The 17,975-nt window shown below is 34.7% G+C and carries 17 protein-coding genes and 3 tRNA genes; 10 read left to right on the top strand and 10 right to left on the bottom strand.

Annotated elements, in window-relative coordinates; translation table 11 throughout:
- Window position 1: 1 nt before the first annotated feature.
- Entirely contained in the window at window positions 2-1,105 is a 1,104-nt protein-coding gene (locus KHA98_RS12585; RefSeq protein ID WP_213258280.1) for a fatty acid desaturase family protein, read from the bottom strand.
- A gap of 142 nt (window positions 1,106-1,247) precedes the next feature.
- Entirely contained in the window at window positions 1,248-1,577 is a 330-nt protein-coding gene (locus KHA98_RS12580) for a helix-turn-helix domain-containing protein (protein WP_213258279.1), read from the bottom strand.
- Between the two features lie 123 nt (window positions 1,578-1,700).
- Between KHA98_RS12580 and KHA98_RS12575 the strand changes: the two genes are divergently transcribed.
- Both KHA98_RS12575 and KHA98_RS12570 read left to right on the top strand, forming a co-directional pair.
- On the top strand, window positions 1,701-1,982 hold the full coding sequence (locus tag KHA98_RS12575) for a hypothetical protein (RefSeq protein ID WP_213258278.1): 282 nt from the start codon (window positions 1,701-1,703) through the stop codon (window positions 1,980-1,982).
- A gap of 49 nt (window positions 1,983-2,031) precedes the next feature.
- Window positions 2,032-2,208 carry a hypothetical protein gene (locus KHA98_RS12570; RefSeq protein ID WP_213258277.1) on the top strand — a complete coding sequence of 59 codons (177 nt, stop codon included), beginning with the start codon at window positions 2,032-2,034 and terminating at the stop codon, window positions 2,206-2,208.
- Window positions 2,209-2,290: 82 nt separating this feature from the next.
- Here KHA98_RS12570 and KHA98_RS12565 read toward each other — a convergent pair whose 3' ends face one another.
- From KHA98_RS12565 to KHA98_RS12540, 6 genes are all read right to left on the bottom strand, one after another.
- Entirely contained in the window at window positions 2,291-4,570 is a 2,280-nt protein-coding gene (locus KHA98_RS12565) for a polyprenyl synthetase family protein (protein WP_213258276.1), read from the bottom strand.
- A 388-nt stretch (window positions 4,571-4,958) separates the two neighbouring features.
- Window positions 4,959-5,603 carry an NAD(P)H-binding protein gene (locus KHA98_RS12560; RefSeq protein ID WP_213258275.1) on the bottom strand — a complete coding sequence of 215 codons (645 nt, stop codon included), beginning with the start codon at window positions 5,601-5,603 and terminating at the stop codon, window positions 4,959-4,961.
- 151 nt (window positions 5,604-5,754) lie between these two features.
- Window positions 5,755-6,141, bottom strand: a complete 387-nt coding sequence (locus KHA98_RS12555; RefSeq protein ID WP_213258274.1) for a DJ-1/PfpI family protein — start codon at window positions 6,139-6,141, stop codon at window positions 5,755-5,757.
- A gap of 77 nt (window positions 6,142-6,218) precedes the next feature.
- Window positions 6,219-6,292: transfer RNA gene (locus tag KHA98_RS12550), tRNA-Arg, on the bottom strand.
- A 30-nt stretch (window positions 6,293-6,322) separates the two neighbouring features.
- A tRNA-Pro gene (locus tag KHA98_RS12545) sits at window positions 6,323-6,397 on the bottom strand.
- Between the two features lie 14 nt (window positions 6,398-6,411).
- Window positions 6,412-6,495 (bottom strand) — tRNA-Ser (locus KHA98_RS12540).
- Between the two features lie 238 nt (window positions 6,496-6,733).
- Here KHA98_RS12540 and KHA98_RS12535 point away from each other — a divergent pair.
- From KHA98_RS12535 to KHA98_RS12525, 3 genes are all read left to right on the top strand, one after another.
- Window positions 6,734-7,912, top strand: a complete 1,179-nt coding sequence (locus KHA98_RS12535; RefSeq protein ID WP_213258273.1) for an acetyl-CoA C-acyltransferase — start codon at window positions 6,734-6,736, stop codon at window positions 7,910-7,912.
- A gap of 71 nt (window positions 7,913-7,983) precedes the next feature.
- Entirely contained in the window at window positions 7,984-8,745 is a 762-nt protein-coding gene (locus KHA98_RS12530) for a C40 family peptidase (RefSeq protein WP_213258272.1), read from the top strand.
- A gap of 20 nt (window positions 8,746-8,765) precedes the next feature.
- On the top strand, window positions 8,766-9,251 hold the full coding sequence (locus KHA98_RS12525; protein ID WP_213258271.1) for a hypothetical protein: 486 nt from the start codon (window positions 8,766-8,768) through the stop codon (window positions 9,249-9,251).
- A gap of 34 nt (window positions 9,252-9,285) precedes the next feature.
- Here KHA98_RS12525 and KHA98_RS12520 read toward each other — a convergent pair whose 3' ends face one another.
- Window positions 9,286-10,131: an AraC family transcriptional regulator gene (locus tag KHA98_RS12520; RefSeq protein ID WP_213258270.1), complete on the bottom strand. Its 846-nt coding sequence runs from the start codon at window positions 10,129-10,131 to the stop codon at window positions 9,286-9,288.
- 119 nt (window positions 10,132-10,250) lie between these two features.
- Between KHA98_RS12520 and KHA98_RS12515 the strand changes: the two genes are divergently transcribed.
- The 5 genes from KHA98_RS12515 (at window position 10,251) to KHA98_RS12495 (ending at window position 14,201) form a co-directional block, all read left to right on the top strand.
- Window positions 10,251-11,237 (top strand): aldo/keto reductase, encoded by a 987-nt coding sequence (locus KHA98_RS12515; protein WP_213258269.1) that lies wholly within the window; start codon window positions 10,251-10,253, stop codon window positions 11,235-11,237.
- 334 nt (window positions 11,238-11,571) lie between these two features.
- Entirely contained in the window at window positions 11,572-12,177 is a 606-nt protein-coding gene (locus tag KHA98_RS12510) for an NAD(P)H-dependent oxidoreductase (RefSeq protein WP_213258268.1), read from the top strand.
- A 2-nt stretch (window positions 12,178-12,179) separates the two neighbouring features.
- Window positions 12,180-12,458 carry a putative quinol monooxygenase gene (locus tag KHA98_RS12505; RefSeq protein ID WP_213258267.1) on the top strand — a complete coding sequence of 93 codons (279 nt, stop codon included), beginning with the start codon at window positions 12,180-12,182 and terminating at the stop codon, window positions 12,456-12,458.
- Window positions 12,459-12,462: 4 nt separating this feature from the next.
- Window positions 12,463-13,443 carry a zinc-dependent alcohol dehydrogenase family protein gene (locus KHA98_RS12500; protein WP_213258266.1) on the top strand — a complete coding sequence of 327 codons (981 nt, stop codon included), beginning with the start codon at window positions 12,463-12,465 and terminating at the stop codon, window positions 13,441-13,443.
- 281 nt (window positions 13,444-13,724) lie between these two features.
- Window positions 13,725-14,201: a DUF3291 domain-containing protein gene (locus tag KHA98_RS12495; RefSeq protein WP_213258265.1), complete on the top strand. Its 477-nt coding sequence runs from the start codon at window positions 13,725-13,727 to the stop codon at window positions 14,199-14,201.
- A 64-nt stretch (window positions 14,202-14,265) separates the two neighbouring features.
- Here KHA98_RS12495 and KHA98_RS12490 read toward each other — a convergent pair whose 3' ends face one another.
- Window positions 14,266-17,943, bottom strand: a complete 3,678-nt coding sequence (locus KHA98_RS12490; RefSeq protein ID WP_213258264.1) for a PKD domain-containing protein — start codon at window positions 17,941-17,943, stop codon at window positions 14,266-14,268.
- Window positions 17,944-17,975: the final 32 nt, after the last annotated feature.

Genomic DNA, 17,975 nt, shown 5'->3' with positions numbered 1-17,975 from the left:
TTTATATTTCTCCCATTGCCATGATATTCTCCTGAACTCCTTTGTCTCTAAGCATTCTGAAATGCGAGCGTACGGCATGATAAAATGGATATGAGGTGTACGGAAGATCATATTCTTCTGCATAGCGCATAATTATTGGAGTGATATAAGGATAATAGGTATGAGCAACACCTGGAAAAAGATGATGTGCAACGTGATGCGTAAAACCTCCGTATAAAAAATTTGCCAGTTTACTGTTAGTACTAAAATCTTTTGTTACAATCATTTGGTGCAATGCCCATGTAGCAGAAAGATGTCCTTCTTCATCTGTTCCGGGAAAATGTGCATCTTCGTCTACATGTGTCGATACCAGCGCCACAACACCCAAAGCACTTCCGCACAAATGCATGGCAAACCAGGCTCCTAAAATCATATACCAAGGCTGATTTAAAAACCACATCGGTATAAAAAGCATATAACCCAGATTTATAATTTTTGCAGCAAACAATTTATAAACTTCAATTGTAGGGATTTTGTCTACGACTTTTTTTACGTAGTTATTTTTCTTTCCAAAGAAGTCTTTAAAATCACGAATATAAATCCAATTCAAACTGTATAACGGGTAGATCATCCACATATAAATGTGTTGATATTTGTGATAATTAAACAGCGGACTATTTGGAAAAATCCTGATTACATCACTTTGTTTAATATCAATATCCCAATCTGGTACATTTGGATAGGCATGATGAAGATTAATATGTCTGCGGGTCCAAAGCCAATGATTACCTCCAAAAAGCTCCAGAATATACATAAACCGCTCATTATACACTGCTTTTTTAAAAAGTGCCCCATGTGCAGCATCATGAAAGGCATTTATAAAAAGCACAATCATGGTAATACCACAGAGAATATAAAAAAGAAATAATAACGGAGTACTGTTTCCGAACAGTAAAATACAGGAGTAAAATAAAAAATAGAGAATTACAAGTCCTAGAGACTTAATAATGTTCAACAGGTACAAGGATGAATTTTGTAAAACAGTCTCGTTCACTTCTGTGCGCAACTTTTTAAAAAAATCATCGGTACCAGCTTTTACGTAAACTGGGCGTTTTAATTTTTCCATGCTATTTGGTTTTGCTAGAAATTCTTATATCAAATTTAACAAAAAAAAGCTAAAACACATGGTTACAAAAGATTAGATAATAAAAAAATATTTTCTTACTTTTAATCTTTTAAGGAAAACGCTAAGATCCCAAAACATTAATCTATTCTGTAAAATTTTTATTTTCCAGCTGTACTCGTATTTTGTGAATACGCTCTTCGATTTCTTGTAAATCGTTAAGAATGTTTTTTTTCTCATACACTGCAGCAGGTTCATTAAGTGTATCTTGTCCATTTTCCGGAGCAAACATGTCGTTTAAATCTACATCAGGAAAGTTTCTGCTTAAACTCAATAAAAATTCAGATCCGATACTGGCAGTTCCGTGAAAATATCTCCCAATCATAGCTGGGCTAAATCCTAAAATCTCACCAACCTCCTTTTGCTTCAATCCTTTAGCTCTAAAGAATGTGCTTAATTTTTCGTTATATGTCATTATTTGAAATCATTATAAAGTGTATTCAGGATACATCATTTAACATTAAAATACGTTTAAAATATAATATTTTTCCTACATTTACATTAATAATAGAAAGATTAAATTATAAATAGCAAATATATGTCAAAATTAATCAAAAATAACAATTTAAAGGAAGATAATTCTCACAATACAAAAGCATATGAGTTTATCGACCAGCACTTACCCGCCACATACGTCGACTTAACTATTTGCTACTTACAAAAAAAGGGACAAACAGCACCAAACAAAGCTTTAATCCGGAATGTAAGAAACAAAACCATTTTTAGAAATGACATTCTGCTAGCTTTGGTTGAAGTGGCCCTTGAAAATAAAGAGGCGATTGAAAGAATTAAGCTTTTAACTTCTTTTGAGAAAGAATGAAACATTACCGAATCAATTCATCATTTTATGCTTCGTAAAAAATAAAAAAATGCAAAAGAAAAACAGATTGAAAAAGCATAGACCACAGACCAAATCAAAAATAACAAATGTAATTGCCAGTACTCTGTTTTCTAAGTATGGAATGACTCTGGAAGAGTACAAAGAGGGAGTTGCAATTCATGCCAAATGCTTTGATCAAATAAAAAAAGTAAAACCAATATTCTAAATTAAAATAAGAATGGTCAGTTTAAATACTGACCATTCTTATTCATTATCCCACTAATTACCAATGCATCAAAACTTTAACTTCATTCAATCTTGAGGGCATACCAACCAAAGGTGCGTAATCTTATTTTAAAGAATGAATCCGGCATTATTTGATCTACTTTTATCCATGCATTTTCCATTAGTTCTTGTGCTTCTTTCCGGCATGCATCAATGGCTCCGCAATCTTGCAACAAACCAATTACAGATGCTATCACGTTTTGTTCTTTAGGTAATGTTTGAATTGTTGTCCATACATATTCGCGTTTCTCAAGAGGCAATAAACTCATTGCTTTAGCCACTGGCATGGTTATTTTTCCGGCAGTAATATCTTCTCCTTTATCTTTAAGATTACCATCATAACCTTCTAAATTCAAAACATCATCCATAATCTGATAAGCAACACCAATAGCTTCAAAAAAATCACCTAACGCTTCTATTTCTTCTGGTTTTCCACCTCCTATTATTCCTCCCATTTTTGCCAATGTACAGGCCGGTGCTGCCGTTTTTAAACGATGTGTCGTATAAATTCTTTTTTCAAGTACACTACTATCTCCACTTTTTACTGCATCTGGCATGAGCAAATGAAATCCGCTAATATCCAGTGCCTGACCTGCATGGGCTACACGCATCATTTCAAAATAAAGTTCGTATACTTTTAATCTAATGTTTTCTGGCAGTTGTGGTTCTTGCGTAAACAACTCTCCAATAAAATAACAAATATTACCAGTATTAATGGCCAGGGCTTCCCCATAAATATGGTGCAGTGCAACGCCTCCTCTACGTGTATCGGACTTATCCTGTACATCATCTACAATTAATGACCCCGTATGTATTAATTCTGGCATTGAAAGCCAGTCTATAAATGGTTGCGAGTTACCACCAACAATATCTATGCAGGCCAGAAAAACATAAGATCTCCATGCTTTTTTGCTTCGATCTACAACTTCTCTAATAGGAATAATTACAGAAGAAATATATTGTTCTTTATCTGCCTCACTAAAAAAAGAAACCCCCATTGAACTATTAACAAGTCTGTTAAACTGTTGATTATTGGGTTCTAAAGGAAGTAAAGATTCTATCGATTTCTGCGTGGTTTTACCAATTGCTTTTAAAAAACTTTCGATACTTTCCTTGGTATTAAAACCATTTCTCTCAATATAGCCCACTCCGGAGACTTCAGAATGGTCAAAACTTCCTGTCACATTTACGCTGCCTTCCCATATTGCAGGAGCAGACAGAATGGTAATAAATTCCTGTTCCGGAAAACTAGCCGTAATAGAAAGGGAAATATCCAGTCGGGGAATTTCTAATTTCCACGATACAGGATAAGATACAAAGGTTTTGGTGCTTGTCCAGTAATCTTTGGGACTAAATGAAAAATCTTCTGCACTAACTTTATTTCCTTCGGGATCAATTATAATCATTACACCACCAGCAGGACTTCCGTTATTTGTATTATCAAAAAGATCATATCCCGAAACCTGATAACCATTCTCTAATTGCAATGCAACCCAATTCCAGGCCATATCACGATTAAATTCAAATGTGGTATCTTCATCTGCCGGTCTGCTAAATTCGTGATCATACCAGCCATTTCCTTTTACTTCATAAACTTCATTATCAATATGAATCTCACCAGTCACTTCACATTTCGGAATGAAATAATAAAACATATCCTCGTTTCTAACTCCTCTTACCATTCCGTCATTTCCATGTCTGATTGGTTTTATTAAAGGATTAAAATCAAGTATACAAACAATATCGTTTAACGGATTTTCGAGCTTTAAATGATAATGCTCTTTCTCTCCTTTCTTAAAAGAATTCTCATCATACTCCAGTGAAAGATTTTTCACTCCTATATGAGCGGGTTGTTTCAGAAGTCGGTCGGGCAGCGGTACATTTCCTTTTTCATAAACCTCTTTTAATGCACGCCGTATTAATTTATTTCCAACATTTTTCTCAGTATTTTTCGCTATCATTTTTAATGCTTCGGCAGGCATCAAAGGATCTACCAGAGAATCCATATAATATTTTTCGTTGGAAATATCAGATAATGACCAAATTACTGAATGAGTATAAATACTATTATCCGGTTCACCATCTTTTGCTATAGCTAATCTAAAAAAAGAAGCAAAAAGCGAGAACCTTTTACCTTCTTTTGAAACAACATGGCAGTTTTGATACCACCATTCAATTACTGATCCTTTATGAGGCAGATCATGAAGTTCTAAATCAATAGGTCCGTCTTGTGGCCACGTTGAAGGATAATCATCTAAAATAACATTTAAATTCGCTTGTTGTGCATTGGTTTCTTTTTCCATAATGTCGCTATTAATTATTAACAATACTTTACTTTTTAACCCGCCTTCTGCTTCTAAGAGTTATAAAACTTATCTCACTCAGCCCTATTTCATATTTATATCAAATAAATTCCATACTTAGAAAATCTAGTAAAAATAGTACAAATAATTCTTTCACCTTTCTTTAAATTAAATTTTAACAAGCTGAATAACAATAAATTAAACTTCAAATAATATTTTATCCTATTATTCTATTTCATCTAAAAAAAAACCGTCTAAATTTTTACATCAAGACGGTTTTTCTTTAAAAATAATATTTATCTAAACTTATTATCATTTCTGCATTTATAGACAGAATTTATTAATTTCTTATCTCCCTGTAAATTTTCCTTTTTTTTGCCAGATAAATCTAATCCCGCAATGTGAATATTTTTTCCAATTCAATTATTGAGGTGCCATCAGGCAATACGTTTGGCGCTTTTGCTAATTTTTCAGCCAAAAGATCGGTTGGTAATGGCTTAAAATTACTAAACAGACCTATTGCATTCAGCCCTTTTAGAACAGAACCGGAAATTTTCTCTGCAAATCGATCTGTACCTTCTCTTAAGAGCAAACCTGGCCGAAAGATAATATACTGTTCAAAATTAAGCTGTGCAATCTTATCCTCGAGTTTACCTTTTATTTGAGAATAAAAAACACTGCTTTGTGCTGAAGCTCCGTACGCAGATAACAAGACAACTGAAGAAACTCCATTTTCACGGGCTAACGAAGCAAAAGCAGAAGGAATTTCATAATCTATCTTCCATTGGTTTTCCTTAGAACCCGCAGCTTTTAATGTAGTTCCTAAACAAGAAAAGAAAACATCTCCAACAATCAAATCCTTATAAATCTCAATATTTGAAAAATCAATAACATGCTCCGTGAGTTTCGGATTTTGCTTTCCTGTTGGCTTTCGCACAAAAATTGTAACTGATGTATAATATTTGTCCAGAAGAAGTTCATCAACCAAAAAATCTCCTGTTGCGCCTGTCGCTCCAATAACCAGTGCTTTCATACTACTATTTTATAAATAATCATTCTTAAATAATACATACGGAATTTAAGCATTAAAAATCAACTTACATAATAAATGATTTTGATAGTGATGAAAAATTATCTTCTTCACTATCAAATCATATTTACATCTTCCTATCTATGAATTTTAATTACTTTTTAAGCAACCAGTTTTCAACAGCTTTAGAAAAATCTGCTACATCTATAGAATGTCTGCTTGTTATTATATTTCCATCTGTCACAACAGGTGCCTCTACTATAGTTGCTCCCGCATTTTTCAAATCTACCTGAATATTCCAGTAACCGGTTAGTTTTCTTCCTTTTAAAATATCAGCCGATGCTAAAACTACCGGTGCGTGACAAATAGCCGCTATTAGTTTTCCCGATTTGTTAAAATCCTGAACAAACTTGATAATATCTTTATCATTTCGAAGATTATCCGGATTCCAAGCTCCACCCGGAATAAATACAGCATCATAATCATTTACCTTAATCTGATCTGCAGTTCGGTCAAATTTTATCCAGCCTACAGGTTGCAAGTACTGGATGAAAGATTCATGAAGAAACTAAAGTTGTGTAAAACAAAAAAGCCACTCAAATTGAGTGGCTTTTGTTGTGATCCCAGAAGGATTCGAACCTTCGACCTACGCATTAGAAGTGCGTTGCTCTATCCAGCTGAGCTATGGAACCATTTTTTTTAAAACTTATGGTAAAGTTTAGTCGGGGTGGCAGGATTCGAACCTGCGGCCTCCTGCTCCCAAAGCAGGCGCGATAACCGGGCTACGCTACACCCCGAGGCAAAATTTAAGCGGAGAGACAGGGACTCGAACCCTGGCGACGGTTACCCGTCGACAGATTAGCAATCTGCTCCATTACCGCTCTGGCACCTCTCCAAGCTCAAGAAACGTGTTCTGTTTTGCGAGTGCAAATGTAAGACAACATTCCATATCTCACAACTATTTTCAAGCTTTTTTTCATCTTTTTTTAAAAGTTTTTTCAAAATACTTCACAATCAAACAAATAGAAATAATAAAAATTTCATCTAAATTTAAAATAAACACGTTTCAATACAAAATTTGAATTTATTCAAATAAACAGTAAATTTGCTAGATTAACTATTATAAACAGAAAATGAACAAAAGAGTTGTTATCGTTTCTGCCGTTAGAACACCTATCGGAAGTTTCATGGGAGGTTTATCTACCGTACCCGCACCAAAATTAGGCGCTGCCGCTATAAAAGGAGCCCTTCAAAAAATTAACCTGGACCCAAAATTAGTTGATGAAGTTTTCATGGGTAACGTAATTCAGGCTGGAGTTGGACAAGCTCCTGCACGTCAGGCGGCACTTTTTGCCGGTCTGTCTGAAGAAGTTGCTGCGACAACAGTAAACAAAGTTTGTGCTTCGGGAATGAAAGCTGTGATGTTTGCCGCGCAGGCAATTGCATGCGGAGACGCTGAAATTGTAGTTGCGGGTGGAATGGAAAGTATGAGCTTGATTCCACATTACGTACAAATGCGTGCCGGAAATAAGTTTGGTCCTGCAACTATGCTTGACGGAATGCAGAAGGATGGTTTGACAGATGCTTACGATAATAACGCAATGGGAGTTTGCGCTGATTTATGTGCAACTGAATATAACATCAGCCGTGAAGAACAGGATGCTTTCGCTATTCAGTCTTATGAAAGAAGTGCAAAAGCATGGGATGCCGGAAAATTTGATAATGAAGTTGTTCCTGTCGAAGTTCCTCAAAGACGTGGTGAACCTGTTATCTTTTCAAAAGATGAAGAATATACTAATGTGAAATTAGATAAAATTCCTTCTTTAGGCGCTGTTTTTACAAAAGACGGAACTGTTACTGCTGCAAATGCTTCTACTATTAATGACGGAGCTGCTGCATTAATTTTAATGTCTGAAGAAAAAGCTACAGCATTAGGTTTAAAACCTCTTGCCTACATAAAAGGTTATGCTGATGCTGCACAGGAACCAAAATGGTTTACTACTAGCCCTGCCAAAGCATTACCAAAAGCGTTGGATAAAGCTGGAATCTCTATTTCAGATGTTGATTATTTCGAATTCAATGAGGCTTTTTCTGTAGTTGGCTTAGCTAATTCAAAAATCTTAAATCTTGATAACGATAAAGTAAACGTAAACGGTGGTGCTGTTTCTTTAGGACATCCGCTTGGTTGTTCGGGAGCAAGAATTATCGTAACTTTAATCAATGTTCTGGAACAAAACAATGCAAAAACCGGAGCTGCTGCAATCTGTAATGGTGGTGGTGGTGCTTCTGCAATTGTTATCGAAAGAGCTTAAACAATATCATACTAAATCAGGAGTTATTAGAAATTAATTACTCCTGATTTTCAACTAATAAATTACCCTAAATGTTCGGAATTTGCAATCTAGCCATAGTACCCGTTCGATCTGAACCAAGTGACAGAAGTGAAATCGTTACGCAATTGTTGTTTGGCGAACATATCGAAATTTTAGAGCGCCAGAATCAATGGGCACGTATAAAAATTCAATTTGATGACTACGTAGGCTGGGTAGATTCTAAACAATATCAGATAATTTCTGAGGCACAGTATAAACAATTAAGTAATGAAGCGATTATACTAAACGCTGATTTAATTGATTATATCACTGCACCGGATAATTTATTACTTCCAATTCCATTAGGAGCTTCACTATCATTTTTAAACAACAGCGAAATCAATACTTCAAATTTTGATTTTGAAGGAACAAAAACCAGCGGTATTAAACCAAAAAATGCTCTTATAAGTACTGCGTTCATGTATTTGAATGCGCCTTATTTATGGGGAGGTAAAACACCATTCGGAATTGATTGTTCCGGTTTTACACAAATGGTTTACAAACTAAATGGTTACAAAATTCACCGCGACGCTTCGCAACAAGCTCTTGAAGGAGACCCGTTAAGTTTTATTGAAGAAAGTGAACCGGGAGATTTGGCCTTTTTTGATAATGACGAAGGAAACATTATTCACGTTGGTATTATAATGGAAAACAATTACATCATTCACGCAAGTGGAAAAGTACGTATTGACCGTTTAGACCATACGGGAATTTACAATCCGGAAATAAATAAGCATACACACAAACTTCGTGTGATTAAGAAGATTATCTAACTTTTTCAAATAACCTAAATATGGGATTTTTTGATTTTCTCCAAAAAACAAAAACAAGCGAGTCAAAAGATTTAATATCCCAAAGCTTTTCAAATTCAGTTGAAAAATCAATCCTTCTTATGAGTTCTTCAGAAGATTTTTTTGATGAAGATAGTTTGTATGAAAAAATATGTGGGATTTGTGAAAACGTTTTTGAAGCTCAAGAAATTTACATCTTTCTCCCGATAGCCTTTGTTCGACTATTTCTTCCAAAAATAAATTGGAGTCCAACCTATAATGAAATTTATTCAAACAAAAAAGAAACAAAAAAGAGTTTTAAAAACACTCAATCATATCAAATAATATTTCACATCTCAGAAAAGCGCTTTAACAACCTATCTCACGAAAGCATCATAAAAATAGCTGGAAGAAGTGCAGAATTTAGTGCAATAAATCAGTTACTACTTAGCAACAAAAACGCAAAACCAGAAGATATTAAACTAACAGAAACTACGATAGTTAGATAAAAATCCATTCAAATCAGCGTCATCTCGAGCCATTTTAAGCACTCAATCGAATTGTTTTCCTAAACTCCGAAGGACTATTCCCTTTTTGTTTTTTAAAGAATTTATTAAAGTGGCTTTCATCCGTAAAACCAAATTCATAAGCAATTTCATTGATACGTTTATCACTAAACTGCAAGCGATGCTCAATTAGTTTAGTTTTGTAGTTACTAATATATTGCTGCATAGTTTCGCTGGCATGTTTCTTAAAATAACGTCCTAAATACGTATTAGAAATTCCGAAATATTCACTAATTGATTCTGCTTTAATCTTTTCAGGATAATAAATATTATTCTGAATATATTGTAAAATATCCATTGCTTTTGCCTCACAACCAATACTTACCTGCTCGGGAAGATATTTAGCAATATTTCTGGCCACGATAATTATAAGAGTATTTACCAATTGCTGAATCAATTCCTGATTATAAACATCTTTATCCTCGTATTCGCGAATAACGGCTTCTACCATCACTTTTACCAGACATTTATCGGCCTCATTTTTCAGGATACAACCCGGCTGATGATTGGCATTTTGTAAAATATATTCTAATCGCTGAATGTTTTCATTCTGTAGACTCGAATTTTTCAAATAAATATCATTGAATCTCAAAAAGAAAAACTTTGTTTTAGTCTCGATGGTAAAATTATGACAATCTTCAGGCGTTAATAAAAACATATGTCCGGCATCGTATTCAAAAATATTTTTATTGATACACTGCCTTCCAGTTCCTTCCAAAATATAAACTAACTCAAAAAAATTATGGCGATCGCCTACATCCGGATATTCATCCAGCGTTTCAAAAGAAACTGTAAAAGGCTCGTATAAATTTTCTTTTTTCATTTTTACAAAAATTAATTTAAAATGCAAATATACCTAAAAAAGACAAATATATACCAAATACAACTCGTAAAAACAGTATAATTTTGCCCTATAAAATTAAAACAGAAAAAATTACAACCATGGAATATAGAAAATTAGGTAATTCAGAACTTCAATTATCAACAATTACTTACGGTGCTTTTGCTATTGGCGGAAACATGTGGGGCGGAAATGAAAAGAAAGATTCTATCGACTCTATTCATGCATCAATCGATCATGGAGTTACTACAATTGACACCGCTCCTTTTTACGGATTTGGCTTAAGCGAAGAAATGATCGGAGAAGCTCTTAAAACTCAGGATCGTTCTAAAGTTCAGTTATTAACCAAATTTGGTCTGGTTTGGGACGGAAGCAACAACGGAAAAGGCGATTTCTTTTTTGATGCCGATGATAACGGCAAGAAAATTCCGGTTTACAAATATTCATCAAAAGCTAGTGTTATAAAAGAAATTGAAGAAAGCTTAAAACGCCTTCAAACCGATTATATTGATTTATTACAAATTCACTGGCCAGACTCCACTACTCCAATTTCTGAAACAATGGAAGCTGTTGAAACTTTAATTCAACAAGGAAAAATCAGAGCATTTGGAGTAAGTAATTATAGTATTCCTCAAATTCAGGAAGCACAAAAAACAGTTCAGATTGCTTCAAATCAGGTTGCTTACAGTATGCTGAATCGTAAAATAGAAGCTGATTTACTTCCATTCACCATCGCTGAAAATATCGGAATCATAGCTTACAGTCCAATGGAAAGAGGTTTATTAACCGGAAAGTATTTTACAGACAGTAAATTAAAAGAAAACGATCACCGTAATGGTTATTTCGGGCAGTTTGATCTTCAAAAGGTAAAAACTTTAATCGAAGAATTAAGCGCTTTGGCAAATTCTAAACACATTTCGATTTCTCAATTGGTTCTTCGCTGGACTACTTTACAAAAAGGAATTTCGATAGTTCTGGCAGGAGCAAGAAATGCAGAACAAGCGATTTCAAACGCCAAAACAATGGATTTCGATTTATCAGCTTCAGAATTAGAGTTTATCAATCAGGCAATTGCTAAAATAAAATAAATATTTAAACACATAGAAACATTCCCGATAGCCATCGGGATTAAAAGCTTTAAAAAGGCGTTTCACTTGCAAAAAAAAAAAACAAACATAGTTTATACAATATTGTCATTTCGACGTAAGGAGACCCGAGCGATAGCGAACAGGCGAAGCAAATCACACGCGGGTTTCCATAACGTTTGCCGCCAATCTTTGTAGCGTTACTCGCGAAGATTCCTCGTTCCTCGGAATGACAAACTTTGAAAACTATGTGTTAGAAACTAGTTTCTTTCAGTTCCCTTTTTGAGAAAGAAAAAATCTATGTTTCTATGTGTTAAAAACAAATAAAAACTTAAAAATGAAAAAAGTATTTATAATCAACGGCGGACAAAAATTCGCACATTCAGGAGGTCAGTTCAATCAAACCGTTCAGGACTGGACAACTGAATTCTTTTCTAAAAACAACAATTACGAAATAAAAACAACACATATCGAAAACGAAATCGACCTTCAGGAAGAAGTGGAAAAATTCGTTTGGGCAGATTTAATTATTTATCATACGCCGGTTTGGTGGTTTCAAATTCCGAATCTTTTCAAAAAATATATTGATGATGTTTTTACTCAAGGACATAGCAACGGAATTTATAAAAACGATGGTAGAAGCCGCGTAAATCCCGATATCAATTATGGAACTGGCGGACTTTTACACGGACGCAAATATATGCTGACTACAAGCTGGAATGCTCCAAAAACTGCTTTTACACTTCCGGGAGAATTCTTTGAAGAAACTTCTGTTGATGATGGCGTAATGTTTGGCTTTCATAAAATGAATAAATTCACCGGAATGGAAAGAATAGACGGTTTTCATTTTCATGATGTCGAAAAAGGGGCAACACCAGAAAATATCGTTATCTTTAAAGATGAATATACCAAACACTTAGAAGAAACTTTTAAAACTTTATAATTATGATCTCTATCACCGCAATTATTAAAAGCAAGAAAGAACATCTGACCGAAATTCAGAATATGATCACACATCTGGTTACTGAAACCAGAAAAGAAGCTGCGTGCGTACGTTATGATCTTCATAATACCGAAAATATTTTTATTATTTGGGAAGAATGGAAAGATCAGGACGGACTGGATTTACACAATAGTCAGCCTTATTTAGTTGATTTTATAGCAAAAGGCGAAGCCTTTTTAGCTGCTCCTGTTCAGGTTTACAAAACGGTTCAAATTTTATAAAGCAATGAAAGCATTATTCACCAATACATACGAATCGGATTTTGTAACTACAGAAACTGAAAAACCAACTCCAAAAAAAGGAGAAGTTCTGGTAAAAATTCATGCAAGCGGCGTAAATCCAATCGATAATAAAATACGTTTAGGACTTTCTCCTTATGCATCACCTGTATTACCGGCAATTTTAGGTACTGATTTAGCCGGAGTTATTGAAGAAATCGGAGAGGGAATTACTGATTTTACCATTGGAGATGAAGTTTACGGACTTGCGGGAGGTGTTCTCGGACTTCAGGGAACTTTAGCCGAATATACTGCAGTAGATGCTTCTTTATTGGCAAAAAAGCCTAAAAACTTAAGCATGAAAGAAGCCGCAGGAGTTCCTTTAGTATTATTAACTGCCTGGGAAGGTTTAATTGATCGTGCAAAAGTAGCAGAAGGCGATAAAGTTCTTGTACATGCAGGAGCCGGCGGCGTTGGCCATATGGTAGTACAACTTGCTAAAATTTTTGGGGCTGATGTATTTGCAACTGTTTCTTCTCAAAAAACGGATATTGTAAAATCGTATGGAGCAACTCCTATTGATTATAAGACAACAACTGTCGAAGAATATGTAAATCAATATACAGACGGAAAAGGATTTGATATTATTTATGATACTGTTGGTGGTCAGTCATTTGATGATTCATTAAAAGCGATTCGTCATTACGGACAAATTAGCAGCTGTTATGCTTTTGGTACACATACACTGGCGCCGGGATCTCTTCGTAATGCAAGTATACATGGCGTTTTTGTTTTGCGACCAATGATTGGTGGCGAAGGAAGACAACACCACGGAGAAATCCTTAAAGAAGCTGCAAAACTAATTGAAGATGGAAAACTAAAACCAATTATTGATTCCAGAAAATTTACTCTGGACAACGCGATAGATGCTCACAAAGCGGTTAGCGATGGATCTGCAAACGGAAAAATTGTTATAGATATAATTTAATAGATATAACCCGTTGGGTGTAACTATATTTAAAATGCTCCTTTGAATAAAATAGCACGCGGATAAAACGGATTTACTTCGTAAAAACGCGGACAAAAACGGATTTTTAAAAATTCTTTAAACCAATCCGTTTTTGTCCGCGTTTTCGTGATAACGAATCTGTCTAATCCGCGTCAAAATTTATACTATTTTAATTACACCGAACGGGCAGATATAATATAATCTATAAAATAAGTTGTTCAAAAAAGGCTAACTTGCCTCCTATTCAAAAACATACAAATATGAGCAATTATCATCTAGCCGAAATTAATATTGCCAGAATGAAAGGAGTCGACATCAACGATCCTATCATGAAAGAGTTTGTAGATAATTTAGAGCTTGTAAATACTTTAGCCGAAAACAGCGAAGGTTTCGTCTGGAGATTAAAAGATGACAGTTATAATGCCACAAATCTGAATCCGTACAATGATGAACAAGTTATCATTAATGTATCTGTTTGGGAAAACGTGGAGACATTAGAACATTACATGTACAAAACTTTTCACAGCGAGTTTTTAAAACGACGCAAAGAGTGGTTTCTTAAATTCGGAAAAGCCCATACTGCAATGTGGTGGATTCCAAAAGGACATATTCCAACGATGGAAGAAGCAGTGGAAAAATTGGATTACCTGCAACAAAACGGTGTTTCAGAACTGGTTTTTGATTTAAAAAATAAGTTCGCTCCACCGAAGTTAAAAAACGTTTCAGAAATAGAATAACACTACATAAAAAGAGAGACTGCATCAATGAAGATACAGTCTCTCTTTTTCAATTATTCTAAAATTATTTTTTTATAATTTTCTGATTATAAGTTTTCTTTCCCGAAGATGTTACATTAAGAAAATATACTCCTCGTGCTTTTCCGGATAAATTAATCGCTTTATCTGTATTAGCTTCTCCTTTAAACGTTTCTGTATAAATCATTTTTCCGGCTGCATTGTGAACTGTAACTGTATAATTATCTGTAGAACCCGGAGTTAATAAGTAAAACACATTCTCAGACGGATTTGGATAAACCTGAACTCCCTCTAAATTAATTACTTTGTTCGATTTTGCTACTCCTAAATTCGGTCCATTATCAATTTTTAAATTATCAAACCAAATACGGGTTCCATATCCTGATGTGTTTTTAAACTTAACCAAAACATTCTTTTGATTTTTTACAATACCTAAATCAATCTTTTCAGTTCTCCAATCCGAATTCTGAGTCGGAATCCAATCGTTGGTTTCATTAGCAGCAGTTGTTGCAGGATCATCCTGAATTGCCGGTGAAACAGTCTGTAATTGTATTTGATTTTTAGAATATACATTTGTCCAAGTTACTCCACAATCTGAAGACACCAATATATCTATTTTATCCGGAGCCGGAGTCGGATCAACCGCATTTAAATATTGTGTATAAGCCAAGTCGAAGTACAAAAATGGAGTTGCAGAAGAAGAAAAATCCATTGATTTTAAAATCAACTCATCAATCTTCCCAGTAGGATTATCGGCATTATTAATTACTAGACAAGACAAATCTCCCTTACCAGCATCAGAACGTTTCTCCCATGCAATAGCATCATCGTCAGGATTAATAACTTCCCAGTCCTGAACAGGAAAACTTCCTTCAAAATTTTCTAAAAACGGAACACTATTTTTACTTTTTACAACCACTACACCTGTTTTTTGCATAACAGATCCGGTTCCGTATGAATTGGAAGCAGTTAAAGTTACATTATAAGTTCCCGGCGTATTATAGATTACAGCAGGTGTTTTACTTGTAGAATTAGCAGGTGTTCCCCCCGGAAATGACCAGTTCCATGAAGTTGGTTCTCCTGTTGAATTATCTTTAAATGCAATTGGCAAATCGCTGCAAATTCTATCGCTTTCTATTACAAATTCTGAAATTGGAGTTGCTTTACTATCAAAAGTAAATTTGATATTATCAATCCATATTCTTGATCCATAACCTGAAGTGTTTTTAAATTTAAATAATACATTCGACGAACCTTTAAATTGTGACAATAAAACTCTTTCTGTTCTCCAATGTGAATCTGTACTCGGAACCCAATTATTTGGATCTGTACTTACAAATGTTTCCAATTGCATATGTGTTTTTAAATAAACACTTTCCCAGGTAACTCCACAATCTTTTGATGCCAGAATTTCAAGAACGTCAGGACTTACGGCATCAAATTTAGCGTAAGCAACATCAAAAGAAAAATCAGTTACACCAACAGATAAATCAACCGGTTTTAAAATTATTTCGTCAATTGCGCCTACTTTATCATTATCTGCATTATTCATTATCATACAGGAAGAAGAATTGTGACCAACATTAGCTCTTTTTTCCCAAGTTAATTTATTATCCGGATTAACGATTTCCCACTCTGCAGGAGGAAACGAATTCTCAAAACCTTCTGTATAAGAAACCTTATCAGGATTTACAATTGTTATAAAATTATTTTTGGTAACTGTTGTTCCTGCACCATTTGCATTTGTAGTAGAAAGTGTTACCGCATAAGATCCAGGAGAAACATATGTTACTACCGGATTTTTCTCTGTAGAACTAGAAGGTATTCCGCCTGGAAACGACCAGTTCCATGAAGTAGGATTTCCTGTTGAAACATCTAAAAAAGGAACTACAATACTTGTACATCTTGTACCTCTAACATTTGAAGCAAAATCAGAAACAGGAGTTGCAGCTTGAGTAACGGCAACATTTACGTTATCGATCCAGATTCTGGTTCCGTAACCCGAAACATTTGCAAAACGAATAGAGACATTATTATTTCCCTGATATGCAGTAAGATCTACAACTTCTTTTCTCCAGTTGGCATCTGTAGTCGGAATCCAATTATTTGCCAAAGCTGTAGGCACTTGAGTCGTCTGTAAAACAGTATGTGTCTTAGAATAAACATCAGTCCAGTTCTGTCCGCAATCTGTAGAAACCTGTACTTTTAAAACATCAGGACTTACATCATCAAATTTGGTATAAGCAACATCAAAAAACAATTGACTGTTTTGTCCCGCAGTCAAATCAAAATAGGGCAAACGAATATAATCTAAAGCTCCTGATACCGCATTATCGGCATTATTCATAATCATACAGGAAGTATCATTATGTCCAATACCTTTTCGTTTTTCCCATGCCAATCCATTATCAGGATTTGTAATTTCCCATCCCAAAGGAGGAAAAACACCTGTAAAACTTTCAACCAGATTTGTTGTAGCTTTTTGATCTACTTCAATATAATTTATAAGCTGTTTTGTACTTGTTCCCAGAGAATTGGTTACTTCTAATGTTACTTTAAATTTTCCTGAAGTATTGTAAACAACTGTTGGACTTAAATCTGTAGAAGTAGCCGGAGAACCACCTTCAAATGTCCAAACGCGGGAATCAGGTAAACCTAAAGAACGATCTTTAAAAACAATTGATTTACCGGAACATATTGATGTTGTACTAGAATTAAAATCGGCAATAGGAGAAGATTTAATTATTCCAACCGCCACAAGATTACTATCCTGCCATAAAACCCCACGCGGGTAACTTGCTACAGAAGTATCATCAAGCCAATATGTCATTGCATTAGTCTGATCTTTGGTAAACATATTCTGGCAGTCTGTATTATAATCCATATGATTTTCTGCATTCGGATAAACGCCACAGCTGTTTAATACATTTCTGGCACAACCTTCGGCCATTTTTGTTGGAGGAGTATCTGCCATTCCATCATTTACAGGATCACAATCATCCTGGAAAGTATGTTTTAAACCAAAATAATGACCAAATTCATGCGTCATCACTTTTGCAAAAGTAGCGCTGGCGTGAGATCCACATGTACTTCCAATATATCTGTGGTTATAGGCAACACGCGGAATTGCATCCTGAATAGGTAAAAAGGCATGCCCAGAACCAAGAGATCCTTGTCCGGTATTTGGCTCATCAACCACCAAAACATCAAGATAATATCTGTTGTTTTTACCAAACCATATATAATCAAAAATCTTATTGTCGTAACCATCCACAATATGCGCTTCTGGATGCCAGTCTAAACCTGGAATTTCTAACGGATTTCCATCCGGATCAACAGTTGCCAGAACAAACTGAATATTCAGTTTACTTTTAACACTATTGAAACGCGGATCTGTTGTAGCATATTCCGGAAACAACCCATTAAAATCTTTGTTTACGGTAACTAATGCATCATCAATTCTGCATTTCATTTGCTCTTTTGTAAAAGCATTATTAATATTAGTACCGTCAGCGAGAATGTGAAATACCACCGGAATAATATAAGGAGCTGAAGTCATTTTACTTGTACTCGCTTTTTTCCATGTTTTAATTTTTGATAGTGATTTCACAAAAGCAGCTTCCTCCTTTTGAGATAATCGGGTTCCACATCCCGTTTGGTTCTGTGCAAAGATCACACAACAATGCAGCAGAAAAACTGCAGTAAAAAAATAGTTTTTTTTCAAAATAATAGTTTTTTAGATTAGTTGTTTTGTCA

The organism is Flavobacterium branchiicola (assembly GCF_018383905.1).
Taxonomy (GTDB): Bacteria; Bacteroidota; Bacteroidia; order Flavobacteriales; family Flavobacteriaceae; genus Flavobacterium; species Flavobacterium branchiicola.
The sequence above is the reverse complement of the archived record's forward strand: the minus strand, read 5'-3'. Positions and strand labels throughout refer to the sequence as shown.